General features: G+C 49.1%; 21 protein-coding genes. All 21 read left to right on the forward strand.

Going from position 1 to position 19,284, the window contains the following annotated elements; all coding sequences use genetic code 11:
- The first annotated feature begins 1 nt into the window (after position 1).
- The 21 genes from fliQ (at position 2) to rseP (ending at position 19,248) form a co-directional block, all read left to right on the forward strand.
- Positions 2-271: a flagellar biosynthesis protein FliQ gene (gene fliQ, locus ACW9JV_RS08430; protein WP_457333232.1), complete on the forward strand. Its 270-nt coding sequence runs from the start codon at positions 2-4 to the stop codon at positions 269-271.
- 4 nt (positions 272-275) lie between these two features.
- Positions 276-1,055: a flagellar biosynthetic protein FliR gene (fliR, locus tag ACW9JV_RS08435; RefSeq protein ID WP_457333234.1), complete on the forward strand. Its 780-nt coding sequence runs from the start codon at positions 276-278 to the stop codon at positions 1,053-1,055.
- A 1-nt stretch (position 1,056) separates the two neighbouring features.
- Positions 1,057-2,139 (forward strand): flagellar biosynthesis protein FlhB, encoded by a 1,083-nt coding sequence (gene flhB / locus ACW9JV_RS08440; protein ID WP_457333236.1) that lies wholly within the window; start codon positions 1,057-1,059, stop codon positions 2,137-2,139.
- Positions 2,140-2,175: 36 nt separating this feature from the next.
- Positions 2,176-4,209, forward strand: a complete 2,034-nt coding sequence (gene flhA / locus ACW9JV_RS08445) for a flagellar biosynthesis protein FlhA (RefSeq protein WP_457333238.1) — start codon at positions 2,176-2,178, stop codon at positions 4,207-4,209.
- Positions 4,209-5,336, forward strand: coding sequence for a flagellar biosynthesis protein FlhF (gene flhF, locus ACW9JV_RS08450; protein WP_457333240.1), 1,128 nt, complete (start codon positions 4,209-4,211; stop codon positions 5,334-5,336). The genes flhA and flhF overlap by 1 nt, the downstream gene beginning before the upstream one ends.
- The gene (locus ACW9JV_RS08455; RefSeq protein ID WP_457333242.1) at positions 5,329-6,210 is read left to right on the forward strand and encodes a MinD/ParA family protein; all 882 of its coding nucleotides are present in this window, start codon (positions 5,329-5,331) and stop codon (positions 6,208-6,210) included. The genes flhF and ACW9JV_RS08455 overlap by 8 nt, the downstream gene beginning before the upstream one ends.
- Entirely contained in the window at positions 6,207-7,262 is a 1,056-nt protein-coding gene (locus tag ACW9JV_RS08460; RefSeq protein WP_457333244.1) for a protein-glutamate methylesterase/protein-glutamine glutaminase, read from the forward strand. Before ACW9JV_RS08455 ends, ACW9JV_RS08460 begins: the two co-directional genes overlap by 4 nt.
- A 12-nt stretch (positions 7,263-7,274) precedes the next feature.
- Positions 7,275-7,910: a chemotaxis protein CheC gene (locus tag ACW9JV_RS08465; protein WP_457333246.1), complete on the forward strand. Its 636-nt coding sequence runs from the start codon at positions 7,275-7,277 to the stop codon at positions 7,908-7,910.
- Positions 7,907-8,410 carry a chemotaxis protein CheD gene (locus tag ACW9JV_RS08470; RefSeq protein ID WP_457333248.1) on the forward strand — a complete coding sequence of 168 codons (504 nt, stop codon included), beginning with the start codon at positions 7,907-7,909 and terminating at the stop codon, positions 8,408-8,410. The genes ACW9JV_RS08465 and ACW9JV_RS08470 overlap by 4 nt, the downstream gene beginning before the upstream one ends.
- Before the next feature lie 79 nt (positions 8,411-8,489).
- Positions 8,490-9,260 carry a FliA/WhiG family RNA polymerase sigma factor gene (locus ACW9JV_RS08475; protein ID WP_457333250.1) on the forward strand — a complete coding sequence of 257 codons (771 nt, stop codon included), beginning with the start codon at positions 8,490-8,492 and terminating at the stop codon, positions 9,258-9,260.
- 110 nt (positions 9,261-9,370) lie between these two features.
- Complete coding sequence (locus ACW9JV_RS08480) at positions 9,371-10,759, forward strand: DUF342 domain-containing protein (protein ID WP_457333252.1); 1,389 nt, start codon at positions 9,371-9,373, stop codon at positions 10,757-10,759.
- A gap of 33 nt (positions 10,760-10,792) precedes the next feature.
- Complete coding sequence (locus tag ACW9JV_RS08485; RefSeq protein WP_457333254.1) at positions 10,793-11,104, forward strand: hypothetical protein; 312 nt, start codon at positions 10,793-10,795, stop codon at positions 11,102-11,104.
- Between the two features lie 11 nt (positions 11,105-11,115).
- Complete coding sequence (locus ACW9JV_RS08490; RefSeq protein ID WP_457333256.1) at positions 11,116-11,628, forward strand: DUF6115 domain-containing protein; 513 nt, start codon at positions 11,116-11,118, stop codon at positions 11,626-11,628.
- 154 nt (positions 11,629-11,782) lie between these two features.
- Positions 11,783-12,577 carry a 30S ribosomal protein S2 gene (rpsB, locus tag ACW9JV_RS08495; RefSeq protein ID WP_457333258.1) on the forward strand — a complete coding sequence of 265 codons (795 nt, stop codon included), beginning with the start codon at positions 11,783-11,785 and terminating at the stop codon, positions 12,575-12,577.
- Positions 12,578-12,724: 147 nt separating this feature from the next.
- On the forward strand, positions 12,725-13,606 hold the full coding sequence (gene tsf, locus ACW9JV_RS08500; protein ID WP_457333260.1) for a translation elongation factor Ts: 882 nt from the start codon (positions 12,725-12,727) through the stop codon (positions 13,604-13,606).
- Positions 13,607-13,767: 161 nt separating this feature from the next.
- Positions 13,768-14,487, forward strand: coding sequence for a UMP kinase (pyrH, locus tag ACW9JV_RS08505; RefSeq protein ID WP_457333262.1), 720 nt, complete (start codon positions 13,768-13,770; stop codon positions 14,485-14,487).
- Positions 14,487-15,044 carry a ribosome recycling factor gene (gene frr / locus ACW9JV_RS08510; protein WP_457333264.1) on the forward strand — a complete coding sequence of 186 codons (558 nt, stop codon included), beginning with the start codon at positions 14,487-14,489 and terminating at the stop codon, positions 15,042-15,044. The genes pyrH and frr overlap by 1 nt, the downstream gene beginning before the upstream one ends.
- Positions 15,045-15,210: 166 nt before the next feature.
- Entirely contained in the window at positions 15,211-15,972 is a 762-nt protein-coding gene (locus ACW9JV_RS08515; protein WP_457333266.1) for an isoprenyl transferase, read from the forward strand.
- A 14-nt stretch (positions 15,973-15,986) separates the two neighbouring features.
- A complete protein-coding gene (locus ACW9JV_RS08520) occupies positions 15,987-16,787 on the forward strand; it encodes a phosphatidate cytidylyltransferase (RefSeq protein ID WP_457333268.1) in 801 nt (266 codons plus the stop codon).
- Positions 16,788-16,823: 36 nt separating this feature from the next.
- Entirely contained in the window at positions 16,824-17,972 is a 1,149-nt protein-coding gene (locus tag ACW9JV_RS08525) for a 1-deoxy-D-xylulose-5-phosphate reductoisomerase (RefSeq protein ID WP_457333270.1), read from the forward strand.
- 13 nt (positions 17,973-17,985) lie between these two features.
- A complete protein-coding gene (gene rseP / locus ACW9JV_RS08530) occupies positions 17,986-19,248 on the forward strand; it encodes an RIP metalloprotease RseP (RefSeq protein WP_457333272.1) in 1,263 nt (420 codons plus the stop codon).
- The last annotated feature ends 36 nt before the right edge of the window (positions 19,249-19,284 follow it).

Genomic DNA, 19,284 nt, shown 5'->3' on the forward strand with positions numbered 1-19,284 from the left:
CATGACGGCGGATACAGTTATCAGCCTTGCAGAAAACGGGGTATGGACCGTCTTTCTCGTGGCGGGTCCGCTGCTGGTGGTAGCGCTGGTGCTTGGCTTCGGAGTCGCCATATTCCAGGCCACCACCCAGATTCAGGAGCAGACACTTGCCTTTATCCCGAAAATTCTCGGCGTTCTTGCCGCCCTTATCATTTTCGGGCCTTGGATGCTGCAGGTACTGACCGACTTTACGTTTCAGATTCTAAGTAATTTAATGGAATATACAAGGTAGGCTTATGACTATTGAATGGCTGAACCAATTACCGGTGTATTTGTTGGTACTCGTCCGGGTGCTTGCTTTTTTTACGAGCATGCCTCTGTTTTCATATCGGAATGTTCCGTCTCATTTTAAAGTAGGTCTGGGTGCCTTTTTTGCCTTTATAATTGTATTTACCCTTGATATAGAAACGATATCGATAGACAGCACCTACCTTCTGCTTATTTTCAAGGAAATGCTCGTCGGTCTTACTATAGGGCTTCTTGCAGGAATTATGGTCTATGCTGTACAGGTGGCCGGCATGTTTCTTGACATTGCTCTCGGCTTTCTTGTCGCCAATGTGATCGACCCGCAGACAGGGGCACAAAGCCCGTTAATGGGTGGATTTCTTTATACATTTGCACTCATGTTCCTTCTGGCTGTGGACGGGCATCATCTGATCATGGACGGCATTTATTACAGTTATGAATTCATCCCTCTTGATCAGCCGTTTCTTCCCTTCGGGAATGAAGAGATAGCCCGTCATGTGCTGGAATCCTTCAGCACCATGTTCATGATTGCGTTTCAGATGGCGTTTCCGGTCGTAGGATGCCTGTTTTTGACAGATATTGCACTCGGGATGATGTCGAGAGCGGTTCCGCAGATGAACGTATTTGTGGTCGGCCTGCCGCTGAAGTTATTTGCCGGTCTGCCGCTTCTGGCTTTGACACTGCCGGGTTTTTTCATGGCAGTCGACCATCTGTTTGACGAAACGTTTGATGCGATGCGGACGTTAATGGCGCTGCTTGGGGGAGCCTGATATGAAACTAACGCTGGATCTGCAATATTTTCAGCAGGAAAAAACCGAAGAAGCAACGCCGAAAAAAAGGCAGGAAACCCGTAATAAAGGCCAGGTTGCCAAAAGTACGGATGTGAACACCGCCTTTATTCTGCTCGCCGTGTTTTTGTTTATGTTCCTGTACGCCCCGGTGCTCGGCACTCATTTATATGAAACGATGCAGACCGTTTTCACGGAATTTATCCTATGGGAGATCACGGCAAACACGATTCCGGAAATTTTTTATGAACTGGCACTGGAAACAGGCATCGTGATGGCCCCGATTATGCTTGTAGCGCTCGTATTCGGGGCAGGGGCGTCGATGCTGCAGGTTGGTTTTCTGTTTGCCCCGGAGGCCATTAAGTTCAAGCCTTCGAAGATCAATCCCCTCAGCGGACTGAAACGGATTTTTTCGGCAAGGGCGCTGGTGGAGTTTATGAAATCCATGTTCAAAATTACCCTTGTCGGTCTGCTTACATTTACGATCATCTGGCTGAACCTGGATTCCCTGATGCATCTCAATCAGAAAAGTGTAGCCGACGGATTCGGAGAAATAGCCCGGTTGACCGGATTAATCGGCGTTGCTTCAGCACTGCTCCTGTTGTTTTTGTCGATACCGGATTATCTGTATCAGCGGCATGACCACGAAAAACAGATAAAAATGTCCAAGCAGGATGTGAAGGATGAGAACAAAAAAATGGAAGGCGATCCGCAGATTAAGCAGAAACGGCGCCAGCAGCAAATGGATATGGCGACCCAGCGGATGATGCAGGAAGTTCCGGAAGCGGATGTGGTCATTACGAACCCGACGCATTTCGCGGTTGTTCTGAAATACGAAGAAGAAAACATGGCCGCCCCGAAAATCACGGCCAAAGGCGCTGATTTTGTCGCCTACCGGATCCGTTCGACTGCCAGGGCTCATGACGTAGTGCTGGTGGAAAATAAACAGCTGGCACGCTCGTTGTATGAACAAGCCGATATCGGTGATGAGGTGCCGGAGGAACTGTTTAAAGCGGTGGCGGAAGTGCTGGCTTACGTGTACCGACTGAAAAATCAGCTCGTCTGACGAGAATGAAATGGATGGAAAAAAAGGAGCATCAAAATGGGTACAAGAGAGTTTTCCGTATTATTAGGTGTCATTTTAATCGTTGTCATGCTTATTATCCCGCTGCCCACCTATATTCTGGATATTTTAATTATTACCAATATCTCTCTTGCCCTCATCATTATTCTCGTTTCGATGAACACGAGAGAGCCGCTCGAGTTTTCGATTTTCCCGACCCTCCTTCTTCTGGTGACTCTGTTCCGTCTCGGATTGAATGTGTCCACGACCCGTTCGATTCTCGGCGACGCGGAAGCGGGAAATGTCATCAATACGTTTGGAAACTTTGTTGTGGGCGGAAGTCCGCTCGTCGGCTTTGTCGTCTTTTTAATTCTCGTTATTATCCAGTTTGTTGTTATTGTCAAAGGCGCAGAGCGCGTGTCGGAAGTAGGAGCACGTTTTACACTGGATGCAATGCCGGGTAAACAGATGAGTATCGATGCTGACCTGAACGCTGGCATGATTTCCGAGCAGCAGGCTAAACAGAAGCGTGAAAAGATTGAGGAAGAGGCGGATTTTTACGGGTCCATGGACGGGGCCAGCAAGTTTGTGAAAGGGGATGCCATCGCCGGTATTGTCATTGTTATTATCAATCTCATATTTGGTCTTGTTATCGGTATGGTGGAACATGGCATGGGGGTTGCGCAGGCGGCAAATACATATACCCTGCTGACTGTCGGTGACGGGCTTGTCAGCCAGATTCCCGCCCTTCTTGTATCAACAGCCACCGGCATCGTGGTCACCCGTGCCGCTTCGGAAGGCAATTTAAGCCAGGATGTAACAAGTCAGTTGTTTGCCTTTCCGAAAATGCTGTATATTGCTTCCGGTGCGATTTTTCTTCTCGGTCTGCTTACACCGATAAATCTAATGTTGACAACCGCCATTGCTGCTGCCCTGGCTGTCATGGGTTATATCATGACCCGGACGGAACTTCGACCGTCAGAAGAGGAAGAAGAACCGGAAGAGGAAAAGGAAGACGAAGATCTCAAATCACCTGAGAATGTGGTCAACCTGTTGACCATTGATCCGATTGAATTTGAATTCGGCTATGGATTGATTCCACTTGCCGATGCGAATCAGGGAGGAGACCTGCTCGACCGGGTCGTCATGATCCGCCGGCAGCTGGCTCTCGAGCTTGGCATGGTGGTTCCGGTTATCCGGATTCGCGATAATATTCAGCTGCAGCCGAATGAATATGTCATTAAAATGCACGGCAATGACATTGCTTCCGGGGAGCTCCTTCTCGATCACTATATGGCAATGAGCCCCGGGGTGGAAGATGAAAACATTACCGGCATTGAAACGACGGAACCGGCCTTTGGTCTGCCGGCTCTCTGGATCGGTGAAGAGATGAAAGAACAGGCCGAGCTTTCCGGCTACACCGTCGTCGATCCGCCTTCGGTTATATCCACCCACCTGACGGAAGTGATTAAGGCACATGCGCATGAACTCCTCGGAAGAGAGGAAACCAAGCAGCTGGTTGAACACCTGAAAGAAACGTATCCGACGCTTGTCGAGGAAGTGACACCGACCCCGCTTTCGCTCGGGGAAATACAGAAAGTGTTGTCCAATCTGCTGAAAGAAAAAATATCGATCCGTAATCTGCCGACCATTTTTGAAACGCTTGCTGAATACGGAGCATTGACCAAGGACATGACACTGGTTACCGAATATGTGAGACAGTCGCTTTCAAGACAGATTACCAAACAGTACAGCCCCGCCGGGGAACCTTTGTATGTTGTAACGATGAGCGGCCAGGCAGAGAAAAAAGTGGCCGATTCTGTCCAGCAGACAGAACACGGCAACTTTCTCGCCATGAACCCGGATGACTCGCAGGCGCTTGTGGAAAGTATCGGACAAGAAGCAGAGCGTTTGTCGGAAATGGGACAGACTCCCGTTCTGTTATGCTCTCCGGCGGTGAGAATGCATATCGCACAGTTGATCGAACGATTTTTACCGCAGGTACCCGTTCTTTCTTATAATGAGCTGGAACCAAATGTAGAAGTGCAGAGTACAGGGGTGGTGAATGCCTGATGAAAGTAAAAAAATACACAGCGAAAGATATGCCGGAAGCGATGACGAAAATACGTGCCGAACTTGGCGATGATGCGGTAATTTTGAATTCAAAATATGTCGATTCGGGAGGATTTTTCGGTCTTTTTACGAAAAAATCAATAGAAGTGATTGCAGCCAAAGATGAAACGCCGGCTGCCGCTACTTCTCCAGTTAAACAGGAACCCGGTCCCAGGGAACAGAAACTTCGTGAATCAGCCCCGCCCCAGAAAGAAAAACTGGAAGAGGAAGTGCGGGAACTGAAAACCATGATCAACGGACTTTATGAAAAAAATCAGGCAGCCACAGGCGGCTATCCCGCTCCGATTCAGCACATTGCAAACCTCCTCGAGGAACAGGAAGTCGAGGACACATGGATTTATGAACTGCTTCGGCACTTATTGTCCGATTGGTATCAAAGGTCGGAACCTGCAGGAACGGATGAGGTGAAAGCCTGGGCCGTTTCCCGGCTTCAAGATCTTCTGCCTGAACATATGGGGCCTTCTTCCTCGATGTCAAAAATAATTAATCTCGTAGGCCCGACGGGGGTGGGCAAGACAACAACGGCAGCGAAGCTGGCGGCCTATTATCATCTCGAAGAGAAAAAATCAGTTGCATTTATTACAACCGATACGTACCGCATTGCTGCTGTCGAACAGTTGAAAACGTATGCGGGCATTCTCGATGTCCCTGTCGCCGTTGCCTATTCAATGGAAGATTTCCGTGAAGCCAAAGAACGGTTTGCCGATAAGGATCTTGTCATCATTGATTCAGCCGGCCGTAATTTCACAAATCCGCTGTACGTCAGGGAGCTCGGCAAAATTGTCGATTTTGAGCAGGAAATGCAGACGTATCTCGTTCTTGCCCTGACATCAAAATTCAAAGATATGCGGACGATTTATGAACAGTTTTCGTTGATTTCCATCGATCGCTTCGTCTTCACGAAAAAAGATGAAACGTCCTCCTGCGGGGCGATGTTTAATTTAATGGCCCGCACGACAACACCTGCTGCCTACATCACGCACGGGCAGAGTGTTCCGGATGATATGGAGGAAGCAGATCGTACAAAAGTGGTTCAATGGCTGACAGAGGAGCAGGAAAATGAATGATCAGGCGCACAATTTGAGAAGGGTGCTGCAGCAGAGAGAACATGAGGCTCCGAAAGATACGAGAGTTCTCTCGGTCGTAAGCGGTAAAGGAGGTGTCGGAAAATCAAACTTTTCATTAAATTTCGGCATCGGTCTGGCCCAGCAGGGATACAGGACCGCCCTGTTCGACCTCGATATCGGGATGGCCAATGTAGACATCCTGCTTGGTATTCATGCCTCCAAAGACATCGTTGATATGATCGAAAAGGACCGCTCTATATGGGACATTATGGAGCAGGGGCCCGGAGGCCTTCAGATTGCCGCCGGCGGTTCGGGGTTGAATGATATATTCGAAATGACACCGGGGAAAAAAGAACGCTTTTCCAGGCAGATGGCAATGCTTGACGGTGTCTTCGACTACATTCTTTTTGATATGGGGGCGGGGGCCGATGCGGACAGCATGAATTTCATTCTGTCTTCTCATGAAGCCATTATCCTCACGACCCCGGAACCGACAGCGATTACAGACGCATATGCCATGATTAAGCACCTGCATCTCCGCGGACCGGAGCTTGCTTCCTCGATTCTCGTGAACCGGGCTGAGTCGAAAAAGGAAGGCAGGCAGACAGGAGAAAATCTGCAGCGGGCTGCGGCGCGTTTTCTGAATAAAGAGGTGCCGCTTCTCGGGACGATCCCTCAGGATAAGCATGTGCTGCAGGCGGTGAAAAAACAGGAGCCGTTTTCGCTCGCCTATCCGGATGCTCCGGCTTCAAAAGCGCTCAAAACATGCCTGGATACCTTTGCCGGAAGCAAAGCCGGCAAGAACCATCGTTCCTCCTATAAACGGTTTCTTGGACAGCTGAAAGAATTTCTGAAAGGGGGAGAGGCCCGGTGATTCGTGTACTCGTCGTTGATGATTCTGCGTTTATGAGAAAACTGATCAGCGATTATGTCAATCAGGAGTCTGATATGACGGTAGAGGCTACGGCCAGAAACGGCAGAGATGCGTTGGAAAAAATGCGCACAACAGCGTTCGATGTAGTTACCCTCGATGTGGAAATGCCGGAAATGAACGGTATGGATACACTGCAGCATATCATGGACAACCATCCGCTGCCGGTCATAATGGTGAGCTCTTTAACGACAAAAGGAGCAAGGCAGACCATTTCAGCCATGGAGATAGGAGCAGTCGACTTCGTTGCAAAACCGTCCGGATCGATTTCGCTTGATCTTCATCATGTAAAAGAAGAGCTGCTTGAAAAAATCAGAACAGCGGCTCAGGTCGAAATACAAAAGAAATACCGTCCGTTTACCGGGGTCTCTTCTGCTCCCGAGCCCCCGGCGGCAACATCCGTTACCGGCAGGAAGACGGTATCCATCGCAACATCAACCGGCGGACCGAAAGCGCTGCAGGTGCTTCTGCCTGCTCTGCCGGAAAATCTCCCGGCGCCGATATTTGTCGTGCAGCATATGCCGCCTGCTTTCACCCGCTCCCTGGCGGAACGGCTCAATCAATTAAGCCGTCTGCATGTCAAGGAAGCCGAAGACGGCGAAGTTGCCAAAGCAGGAACGGTCTATATTGCCCCGGGAGGAAGGCATCTTACCGTCCGCAAAATGGGCAGATCTCTTATCACTGAAGTTCTGGATACAGATCCTGTCAACGGCCACCGGCCTTCTGCCGATGTTCTCTTCTCCTCGCTTGCCGCTGTCAGCGGATTCAGCCACATCGGCATTGTGTTGACCGGAATGGGTGCGGATGGTGCCTCCGGCTCAGCTGAACTGCGGGCGGCACAGGACTCTTTATTTATAACGGAATCAGAACGGACGTCGATTGTCTATGGAATGCCAAAAGCTGCACGTAAAAGTGCTGCAGCAGAGTACAGCCTGGATCTCGGGGATATTGCAGGGTTTTTATCGGCCTCGCTGATTCCAGGCGGAAAAACATAAAGGTGGGGTCCTATGACTGATATAAACGATATCCGGCCGATGCATCTGGATGTCCTCCGGGAAGCCGGCAATATTGGAGCCGGAAACGCAGCAACGGCATTGTCCCAGCTGTTGAATAAAAAAATAGATCTGCATGTACCATCTGTCCGCATTGTTGATTTTCAGGAAATGCAGGCAATCGCCGGTGGAGAAGAAGAGGTAGTGGCAGCTGCCTTTTTACGGATTACGGGAGAAGCCCCGGGAAGCATGTTTTTCATTCTGCAGAAAGAAGAAGCCGAGGAGCTTGCCTATTCTCTTACCGGCAGAGATGTCGACATCATTGACGATTCATTTGATGAACTGGCAGCTTCGGCACTGCGGGAACTTGGCAACATTCTTGCAGGAGCCTATTTGTCTGCTCTCGCAGATTTTACATCGGTTTCGATGCAGCCTTCTGTCCCCTCCCTTGCTGTTGATATGGCAGGAGCCATCATCAGTGCGGGACTGCTTGAAATTTCCCGGAAAGGGGATCATGCCATCGTGATTGATACGGTGATGGAAGAGGCGGAAAAACATCAGACGGACACTGTCAACGGCCAGTTTTTTCTGCTTCCTGACCCGGAGGCATTCGATAAAATATTCCAGGCACTCGGAGTCGACTGGTCATGACACAAATACAGGAAGGACAGGTCATAAAAGTAGGAATGGCAGACTGGAGGGCAGCCATGGCACCGGACAAACTGCGGACGTCCGGGCTCGGCTCCTGCGTCGGTGTCGTTCTTTACGACGAAGACCGACAGAGTGCTGTCATGGCACATATTATGCTTCCGGATTCAGAGATGGCAGGAACCCGCTCCGTGCAGCGGGCGAAATTTGCCGATACGGCAATGGAAGATGCACTTGCCTGTCTCCGCGAAAAGGGCAGCAGGCTGAACCGTCTGCAGGCGAAATTGGCGGGAGGGGCCCAGATGTTTTCATTCTCTTCAAACAGTGAAATGATGAGAATAGGACCCAGGAACAGCGAAGCAGTCAAATCGTTCCTTCGTGACCACGGTATCGCTGTTCGAGGAGAAGATACAGGGGGGAGTAAAGGACGGACGATTGAATTCAATCCGCTGGACAGCTGTCTTTCGATACGTACGGTAAATCAGGGGGAAACCTTCATCTGAAACCTGCCGGCACAGCAGCAGGTCACGCATCTGTCCGGCTGAATAAAACAGCAGGATCGATTTAGAAAGGAGGACGTTCATGATGAATCCCGGATCATCAGAACAAAATGAATGGTGGGACAGATGGCTGAACAAAAAAGACGAAACAGCTGCCGATAAACTGGTGGAAGCTTACATGCCGCTGGTTCAGTATCATGTCCAGCGTATAGGCTCCGGTCTCCCCAGAAATGTATCAAAAGAAGAACTGGTCAGTCACGGACTGAGCGGATTGTACGATGCGATGAAAAAATTCGATATCTCCCGGAACCTGAAATTTGACACGTATGCGTCGTTCCGCATCCGGGGAGCCATCATAGACGGACTTCGGCAGGAAGACTGGATGCCGCGCTCTCTTCGCGACAAATCCAAAAAAATTGAGGATACGATGGAACAGCTGGAACAAAGGCACGGCAGATATGTGTCTGAAGAGGAAGTCGGCCGGGCGCTTGATATGAATGGGGACGAAGTACGTAAAGTGGTGACCGAAACATTTTTTTCCAACATGCTCTCCATTGATGAAGAAACACCGGAAGGAGAACGGGAGGAAACCTACCGTTCTTCCATTGAAGATACCTCGTCTCCGTCTCCGGAAGATGTTCTCGTCCACTCCACTTCGGTGAACGAACTGGCGGAAGTGATGGAGCAGTTGTCCGAAAAAGAAAAAACAGTGATCGGGCTGTTTTATCAGGAGGAACTGACATTGACGGATATCGGCGAGGTGATGGGGCTTTCCACCTCGAGAATTTCCCAGATTCATTCTAAAGCATTATTTCGTCTGAAACAGGCACTTCTTAAGAAAGGAAATTTTTGATATAATCAGTATAATCGTTGGATGACAAAACTCTTTTTCCGCCCTGGTGTGCAGGCGGAAAAATCGGCATAGCCGGACTGATGAAAGAAAATTTTCAGTAAAGAAGGCTGATGGATATGGAAGAATATGCGATTCGTGATTATTTTACAATGAAGGTGACAGAGGATAAACTATCCGCCGTCGTTCATGCTTGGTCCCCCCCGGAGGATGCTGTCTGGAGTGTGGAAGAATGGATGACGTTTCTCGAGGAAGAAGAAGTTACATACGGAATACTGGAAAAAAATATAAAACGTTTGAGCAGTGACCCGCTTTCCACCGTTTTTCCGCTGGAGGTGGCGCAGGGGGATTCTCCGGTTAACGGGGAACCCGCTTATATTGAACCGGCCCGGTTTGCGTCCGAAGAGCAGTCACAAAATAACAAAGAGACTGTCGACATGAAACATGTGATCGACATTCCAATGGTGGAAGCAGGAGCCTATTTAGGCAGGAAGGTCGAGGCGCAACCAGGAATAAATGGGACCGGCGTCGACAAAAGCGTGCTGCAGGGCAGAGATGGAAAGGATTTCACGCTGCGAGCCGGAAAGAATACAAGACTTGAAGGTAATGACATATATGCTGTGGAAGCAGGCCAGGTAAGCGTTCAGAAAAAAACCATCCATGTCAATCCATTATACGAAATAAAAGGCGACCTTGATCTGAAAACGGGAAACATTGATTTCACCGGTAATATTATGGTACGCGGCAATGTTCCTTCCGGTTTCGAACTGAAAGCCCAAGGTGATATCCGTGTTCTTGGCACCGTGGAGTCCGCCGTATTGGAAGCGTCGGGATCGATTTATATTTCAGCCGGTGTCACCGCCCAGCATAAGGGAAAAATCCGCGCAGGACAGGATGTGTATGCTACGTACCTGAATGAAGCCGACGTTTCAGCCGACGGAGATATTGTGATCAAACAGGCAGTGCTGCACAGCACCTGTCAGGCAGGTGGAAGTCTGATCTGCAGAGAGTCAAGAGGGCAGATTGTAGGAGGCACCATTTCTGCCGTACAAGATATCCTGGTCAAAGAGGCAGGAAACAGTATGAACAGTCCAACTTCTCTGTATATCGGCCTTACCGGCGAATACGTCCAGCGCCGCCAGCAACTCGAGAATGCATTGTATGAAGCGAAAGAAGAGAGCGGGAAAGTTACCGAGCTCCTGCAGGCCCTGAAAAAGAAGGAACAAGAAGGACAGTCCCTTTCGTCCAATGAACGGGTTATGAAACTGCGTGCTAAAAACACCCTTGAAGAAACAAAAGGGAAAGCACGGGAAGCAGCGGAGGAACTTCAGGAGATGGCACAGGTTTCCCGGGACCCGGAACGTGGTATAATAAAAGTGGAAAAAACCCTTCATGCGAATGTTGACATACATTTCGGCAAATACCGCAGGAAAATAAACATCGCTCAGGACCGGGCTGTTGTTTCGATGCAGGAAGGTGAAATTACACTGGAAGTCATGTAACCGGGAACGGTGAATCAAGAGGAGGCGGAAGCCATGAGCTGGAAAGCAGTGGAACTTCAGGTCGCCCTTCCAAGAACCCAGGATGCGGGAAAACTTCAGGAACAGCTTCAACAGCGGGGGCAGGCTGCCCAGGATCGGATGGCAGCCCAGGAAGAGAAAGAATTGGAAAAGCAGCGGAAACAGGTTACCGACAGCGCAGAGTCGGAAAAGAGCAGGCTGCAGAGCGGCGATGGGGAAAGTCATCCGGAAAAAAGGGATCAGGATGTTCCATCCCCCCGCAGCGAGGAGAAAGAAGAAAAGCAGGATCACCCTTTTAAAGGAAAAACGATCGATATTACAGGTTAGGATGTAGAAAAATGACTATTGTGCTGCTCGTCTTCAGCGTGGCGCTCCATATTATCACTTTCTTTGTGCTCGCATTTTTTTATCAGCAGCTCCGGAAAGTGACGGAAGAGCGCCGCGAACTGCATGGCATGCGTGACGATATGGAAAAGGTGCTGCGGCAGTATATCGACGAAATAAAACAGGAGAACCTTGAGTTGAAGCAGTACGTGGATGCGTCCTCCGGGAAAGAGAACCGTCCGTCCGGATACCCAAAGGACGAAACGGAACAAGCGAAGCCGGAGGCAGAGGTGGGTCCAGGTCCCCATATCCAGGAAAGGCAGAAACCCTCTCCTGTTTCCCGCCCGGAAATGGAAGACGAAGACACATTTCCTCCTCCTCCGGAACCCGGAGAGGATGAAGCGGATATGTCCGCACAGGCCCGGGTACTCTCTCTTTCCGCCCGCGGCTGGAGCCGGGATGAGATAGCAAAAGAACTGCAGATAGGCAAAGGGGAAGTGGATTTGTTTCTGAAATTTTATCAATAAATCATGGTTCTGACCTTGCTTTGCCCGGTACCGTGTGATATATTTATTCACGGTGTTATTACACACGCCTTGCTGATTCAGAAAGGGGTGCCCGGTGTCCGGGTCCTGTCTGGAAACGAAGCAGGCGGAGGAAAAACCAAAGGAGGATTTTTAAATGGCAGTAATATCCATGAAACAGCTGCTTGAAGCAGGGGTGCACTTCGGTCATCAGACACGCCGTTGGAACCCGAAAATGAGCCGCTATATCTTTACAGAGAGAAACGGCATTTACATCATCGATCTGCAGAAGACGGTGAAAAAAGTAGAAGAAGCGTACAATTATGTCCGTGATCTTGCAGCAGACGGAGGCAAAATTCTTTTCGTCGGTACAAAGAAACAGGCGCAGGATTCGGTTCGTGACGAAGCGAAGCGTTCCGGTATGTACTATATCAACCAGCGCTGGCTCGGCGGCACGCTGACCAACTTTGCGACCATCCGAAAGCGTATTGCACGTCTGAAAGATATCGAAAGAATGGAAGAGGACGGTACCTTTGATGTACTTCCAAAAAAAGAAGTGATGCTTCTGCGTAAGGAAATGGAGCGTCTTGAAAAGTTTCTCGGAGGCATTAAGGAAATGAACGAACTTCCGGATGCGATGTTTGTTATTGATCCGCGCAAAGAACGGATTGCAGTAGCGGAAGCACACAAGCTGGACATTCCTATTATTTCGATCGTCGATACCAACTGCGATCCGGATGAAATCAATAAAGTAATCCCCGGTAACGATGACGCCATCCGCGCGGTTCGTCTCTTGACGTCCAAAATGGCTGATGCAGTGATTGAAGCAACCCAGGGTGCAGCGGAAGAACCGGTACAAAGCACAGAAAAGCCGGAAGAAGCTTCCAGCGGAGAAGCAGAGCCGGAAGCACAGAAGGAAACCGAAAAAAGCGGGGAAGAAAGCCTTTCCTGATTTTCAGAAGCATCCGCTGTTCAGATGAACAGGTGCTTTTGACGGCCGCAAAGGGTGATAAAAGGGGGGGAGCCCTTTTTTCACCCTTTTTCTTGACCGGTGAAGCGGTGATGAAAAATGATGATTGAACTAAAGGAGGAATCAGGCATGGCGATTACAGCCGGCATGGTAAAGGAACTTCGCGAACAGACAGGTGCAGGGATGATGGACTGCAAGAAAGCCCTGACAGAAACCGATGGAAGTATGGAGGAGGCAGTGAATTACCTCCGTGAAAAAGGCATTTCCAAAGCACAGAAGAAAGCGGACCGTGTGGCCGCTGAAGGTCTTACGTATGTAACGAGCAGCGGCGATAAAGCAGTCATTGTCGAGGTGAATGCGGAAACCGACTTTGTGGCTAAGAACGAGCATTTTCAGAATATGGTCAAGTCAACGGCTGACTTTCTGCTGGAAAACGAACCGTCGGATGTGGAATCCGCGCTAGCTTCCGAAGTGGAAGAAGGAACGACACTGGAAGGCTACATTAATGACCAGATTGCCAAAATCGGTGAAAAAATTTCCCTGCGCCGTTTTCAGGTGCTTCATAAAGATGACAATGCTGCATTCGGTGAATATCTTCATATGGGAGGAAGTATTGGCGTTCTGCTTCTGGTTGAAGGAACGACCGATCATACCGTTGCCAAGGATCTTGCGATGCACGTAGCCGCTGTCAAGCCGTCGTATGTTTCAAGAGACGAAGTGCCTTCCGAGGAAACCGAACAGGAGCGCGAAGTTCTCAAGCAGCAGGCACTGAATGAAGGCAAGCCGGAAAACATCGTGGAGAAGATGGTGGAAGGCCGTTTGAACAAGTACTTTGAACAAATCTGCCTGCTTGATCAGGAGTACGTGAAAGACACGGATCAGACAGTAGAGCAGTTTGTTAAAGATAAGGGCATTTCCGTGAAGACCTTCATCCGTTATGAAGTCGGCGAAGGCATTGAAAAGAAGGAAGACAACTTTGCCGAGGAAGTTATGTCCCAGGCGAAAAAATAATACAGCAGAACAGGGGCTTTCAGGCGGAGCTTATTCATGGATTCTGCCGCTGAAGGGAAAAGCGCAGCGGCAATCCGTGAAAAAGTACGCACAGCCCCTTCTTTATGGAATTTTTCATAAACGGTGCAGCCGTGATACTACATAGGAAACGGGGGTATAATGTGGGTAAGTATAATCGAGTTATTTTAAAGTTAAGCGGGGAAGCTCTTGCCGGAGAGCAGGGCTATGGAATTGACCCGAATGTGATACAATCCATTGCCTCCCAGATAAAAGAAATTGTAGAATTGGGAGCAGAGGTGTCCGTCGTCGTCGGCGGGGGGAATATATGGAGAGGTCTGGCCGGAAGTGCCGAAGGGATGGACCGCGCCACGGCTGATTATATGGGAATGCTGGCTACAGTGATGAACTCTCTTGCCCTTCAGGACAGTCTCGAAGACAATGAAGTGGAGACAAGGGTGCAGACTTCCATTGAAATGAGGCAGGTGGCTGAGCCCTACATACGCCGTAAAGCAATCCGGCACCTGGAAAAAAAGCGGGTCGTTATTTTTGCCGGAGGAACCGGTAACCCGTATTTTTCTACAGATACAACGGCGGCGCTCAGAGCAGCTGAAATTGAAGCAGAAGTGATATTGATGGCAAAAAACAGAGTGGACGGTGTTTATGATGCCGACCCGTCTCATAATGTAAACGCCACAAAATATAATCAGCTGACGTATCTGGACTTACTAAACGGTAGTCTTAATGTCATGGATTCGACAGCTTCAACATTATGCATGGACAATGACATTCCACTGCTCGTCTTTTCGATCATGGAAGAAGGAAATATTAAAAAAGCGGTTCTTGGTGAAGATATCGGAACTGTCATCAGGGGGAAAGAATAATGGCGAATGAGAAATTAAAAGAAACCGATGAACGAATGCAGAAGTCCGTGGATTCTCTTTATAAAGAACTGGCCACGCTCCGGGCCGGCCGTGCCAATCCGTCGATGCTCGATAAAGTCATGGTGAACTATTACGGCGCGGAGACACCGCTCAATCAGCTTGCAACCATTTCCGTTCCGGAAGCCCGCCTGCTGGTGGTGACGCCGTTTGATAAGTCGTCGATCGGCGATATTGACAAAGCCATCCAAAAAGCCGACCTGGGTCTTTCACCGAACAATGATGGTAATGTGATCCGTATCAATGTTCCGTCATTAACGGAAGAGCGCCGGAAAGAACTAAGTAAGCTCGTTAATAAATATGCGGAAGAGGCCCGTGTGGCTGTCCGTAACATCCGCCGGGATGCCAACGACGAATTTAAAAAGCAGCAGAAGCAGGGAGATATTCCGGAAGATGATATGCGCAAGCTGCAGGATGAAGTGCAGAAACTGACAGACAAGCACATTGCCGCGATTGATAAAGCAGCGGAGAATAAAGAGCAGGAAATCATGGAAGTTTAATGTCATTCGCGTTACAATGAAAGCATGACCAAAACCCTCTTTCCATTAGAGGGTTTTTTTGCACCATCCGCCTGTTCCGTCGACCTGGTTCAGGCATACAGCATGTACCGCAAAGAATACGATATACATAGAAACGTTACCAATAGCAAAGGCTGGTGTCCTGATAATGGATCAATTTTTCTCCCGTAAGAAAAATCATTATGATAATCATCATTTTCTGTCTGATCAGGACAATATCCCTTCCCACATCGCCATCATCATGGATGGAAACGGCCGTTGGGCAAAGAGCAGAGGGCTGCCGCGTTCAGCTGGTCACCGGGCAGGAATGAAAACGATAACGGAAGTTGTGGAAAAAGCGGATGAAATCGGTATCCATTATGTAACACTGTATGCTTTTTCTACGGAAAACTGGAAACGTCCGAAACCGGAAGTGGAGTTTCTGATGAAACTTCCGGAACGCTTTCTTGACAAGGAACTGCCCCGTTTAATGAAAAACAATGTGCAGGTAAAAACCATCGGAGATCCTTCTCTTCTGCCTCCGCACACCCGTAGTGCTGTGGAAGGAGCAGTAGATGAAACAGAAAAAAACACCGGCCTCATTCTGAATTTTGCCTTGAATTACGGTGGACGCCAGGAGTTGGTGGAAACCGTACGGAATATTGGGGAAGAGATACAAAACGGCGGTCTGGAGCCTGACGACATCACCGAATCCCTGTTGTCCTCCCGGCTGCTGACACGTGACATACCGGACCCCGATCTATTAATAAGAACAAGCGGAGAAATTCGATTGAGTAATTTTATGCTGTGGCAGCTGGCTTATAGTGAATTCTGGTTTACAGACGTATTATGGCCGGACTTTACGGGAGATCATTTAGTGGAAGCGGTGCAGCGGTATCAGCAGCGTAAACGCCGGTACGGCGGCGTTTAGATGGGGGACATACTATGAAGCAGCGGATGATTACAGGAATTATAGGAGCTCTCATCTTTTTGACGGTTGTGGTTCTCGGAGGATGGGTGTTCAACCTGGCCGTAGCAGGAGTGGCCTCTATCGCCTTGCATGAGCTTCTAAAAATGAAACATATCAAAACATGTTCCATGATGGGACTGATCAGCTATCTGTTTATGTGGATTCTGCTCGTGCCGGAATCCTGGCTGGAGCCGACGCTTCTTTCCGGGATTCCGAAAGTGGAACTTTTTTTAATGATGATTTTGTTTCTGCTGGCTCTGACCGTTGTTACAAAAAATTCATTCACCTTTGACGAAGCCGGTTTTGTTATTCTTTCCTCCGTTTATATCGGGTATGGATTTTATCATCTTCTGTTAACGAGGAATATTGAAGAAAACGGGCTAGTTCTTGTATTTCTCGTATTGTTTATTATATGGGCAACAGATACAGGAGCCTTTTTTGTCGGAAAGCAGTGGGGAAGGTATAAGCTGTGGCCGGAAATCAGTCCGAAAAAAACGGTGGAAGGATTTATCGGCGGGGTGGTGACCGCTGGAGTGATCGGCCTGTTGTTTCATCAGGTTTTTCCGGTGTTTGAATCATGGTTTGTATTCACGCTCTTTATCGTCGTCACTTCCATTTCGGGACAACTCGGTGATCTGGTTGAATCGGCGCTGAAACGTCATTATGCAGTGAAGGATTCAGGAAAAGTGCTCCCCGGGCATGGCGGTATCCTGGATCGGTTTGACAGCTTAATTTTTGTGCTGCCTGTGCTTCATTTTTTACAGTTTTTCGGTTGATAGGAATATTTTACGTCTAGTGTTACGGGAGGATATATGAAGAATATAGCACTCATTGGTTCTACTGGTTCAATCGGCAGACAGACTCTCGATGTCGTACGGAAACATCCGGATTCCTTCCGCGTGCTCTCCATTGCCGGGGGCAGAAATGTGGATAAAATGATGGAACAGATACAGGAATTCCGTCCCCGGACAGCCTCGGTCGAACGAAAAGAAGATGCGGACTATCTCCGTGCACGAATCGACGGAGGAACGGTCATCCACCATGGAAAAGAAGGACTGATTGCGGCCGCTGTACCACAGGGTGCAGATCTTCTTATGAATGCGGTGGTCGGCAGTATGGGACTCGAACCGACGCTGCAGGCGATAGAGGCGGGAATGGACATCGGCATCGCCAATAAAGAGACACTTGTCACTGCCGGACATATCGTGACGGAAAAAGCGCAGCAGCACCAGGTGCGCCTGCTTCCGGTAGACAGTGAACACTCCGCTATTCAGCAGAGCATGGAAGGAAATCAGCGCACAGAAGTGGAAAGGATTATCCTTACTGCCTCAGGCGGGAGTTTCCGTGATAAGACAAGAAAGGAACTGGAAGGCGTGTCTGTGGAAGACGCGCTCCAGCATCCGAACTGGAGTATGGGAGCCAAAATCACGATTGATTCGGCAACGATGATGAATAAAGGATTTGAAGTCATTGAAGCGCGCTGGCTCTTCGATATGCCCTATGATGCGGTGGATGTCGTTCTCCACAAAGAAAGCATTATTCATTCCCTCGTGGAATACAAGGATAAAAGTGTGATAGCACAGCTCGGTTCTCCTGATATGAGAGTTCCTATTCAATATGCTCTTTCTTATCCCGAAAGGCTTGAATTAGAGGATACAAAAAGGTTAAACTTATGGGAAACAGGAGCTCTGCATTTTTCAAAACCGGATTTCGACCGGTACCGCTGCCTTCGGTTTGCCTACGAAGCCGGACGACAGGGCGGCACAATGCCGGCTGTCCTGAATGCTGCCAATGAAGAAGCAGTTTCCGCATTTTTACGTAACGAGATCCCATTTCTATCTATAGAAGACAAAATAGAAGAAGCGCTCGAGCACCATGAGAAGCTGGAAAAGCCGGACCTTGCGTCTATACTGGAAGCGGATGAAGAGACAAGAGCGTACGTGCGCTCTCGAATAAAATGAAGGTGGGAAAAACGTGGATACTTTTATAGCTGTCATCATTATGTTCGGGGTTCTGGTCGCTGTTCATGAATGGGGCCATCTTTATGTGGCCCAAAAAGCGGGGATTCTCTGCCGGGAGTTTGCGATCGGCTTCGGCCCGAAAATATTTTCCACAAAACGCAATGAAACCGTTTATACCGTGCGTCTTCTGCCGCTTGGCGGGTTTGTCCGCATGGCGGGAGAGGATCCGGAAGAAGTCCAGATCAAACCGGGTTATGAAGTAGGACTGGTTTTTCAGGAAGACGATAAGGTAGGACAGATCATTGTGAACAATAAATCCAAACACCCGGAAGCCAAAGTCGTTTCCGTGGAACGGATTGACCTGGAAAACCGCCTTATCATTGAAGCGTATACGGATGACCAGGAAGAGATGCAGACCTTTTATGTCGATGATAAATGTGATCTGATCGTGGATGAGCAGCCGGAGCAGATTGCTCCGCTGGATAGACAGTTCCGCTCGAAATCACCGCTCAGGAAAGCTCTGGCGATATTTGCCGGACCGTTCATGAACTTTATCCTGGCCTTTGTCGTTTTTCTGCTGATTGGATTGATCAACGGCGTGCCTCAGAATGACGCGGAGTTCGGCGAACTTGAAAGTGGCAGTCCGGCTGAGGAAGCCGGGATGCAGCAAGGTGATCAGGTCGTGTCTATTGCCGGAGAATCCGTTCAAAACTGGGGAGAAATGACATCTGTCATTCAGAAATACCCTGATCAAGAAATCGATATTGAATTTACCCGTGACGGAGAGCAGCGGATGGCGTCGGTGGAAACCGATACACGTACTATCGAGGCTTCGGGACAGGAAGTCGGAATAGTTGGAGTTCATAAGCCTGTTGAATACTCGACGCTGGGGTCCTTACAGTACGGAGCCGGTCAGGTTATCGAAGTGACAACAGTGATACTGGATACGCTCAGCATGATTGTGACAGGGGATTTTTCGCTTGATTTTGTTTCAGGACCGGTCGGCATTTACAACTATACAGGCGAAGCAGCATCCATGGGAATTGTAATTCTGATTCAGTTTGCGGCCATGATCAGTGTGAACCTCGGGATTGTCAATCTGCTCCCGCTTCCAGCCCTGGATGGAGGAAGGCTGCTGTTCATCGGCTATGAAGCTGTCCGCGGCAAACCGGTCGATCCGCAGAAAGAAGGCATGATCCACTTTTTCGGATTTGCGCTGTTATTTCTGCTGATGCTGGTCGTCACCTGGAACGATATTAATAACTTCTTCCTGTAAAGCCCGGGGCGGCAGTGATCATAAAACAGATGAAAG

The organism is Salibacterium sp. K-3 (genome assembly GCF_054052005.1).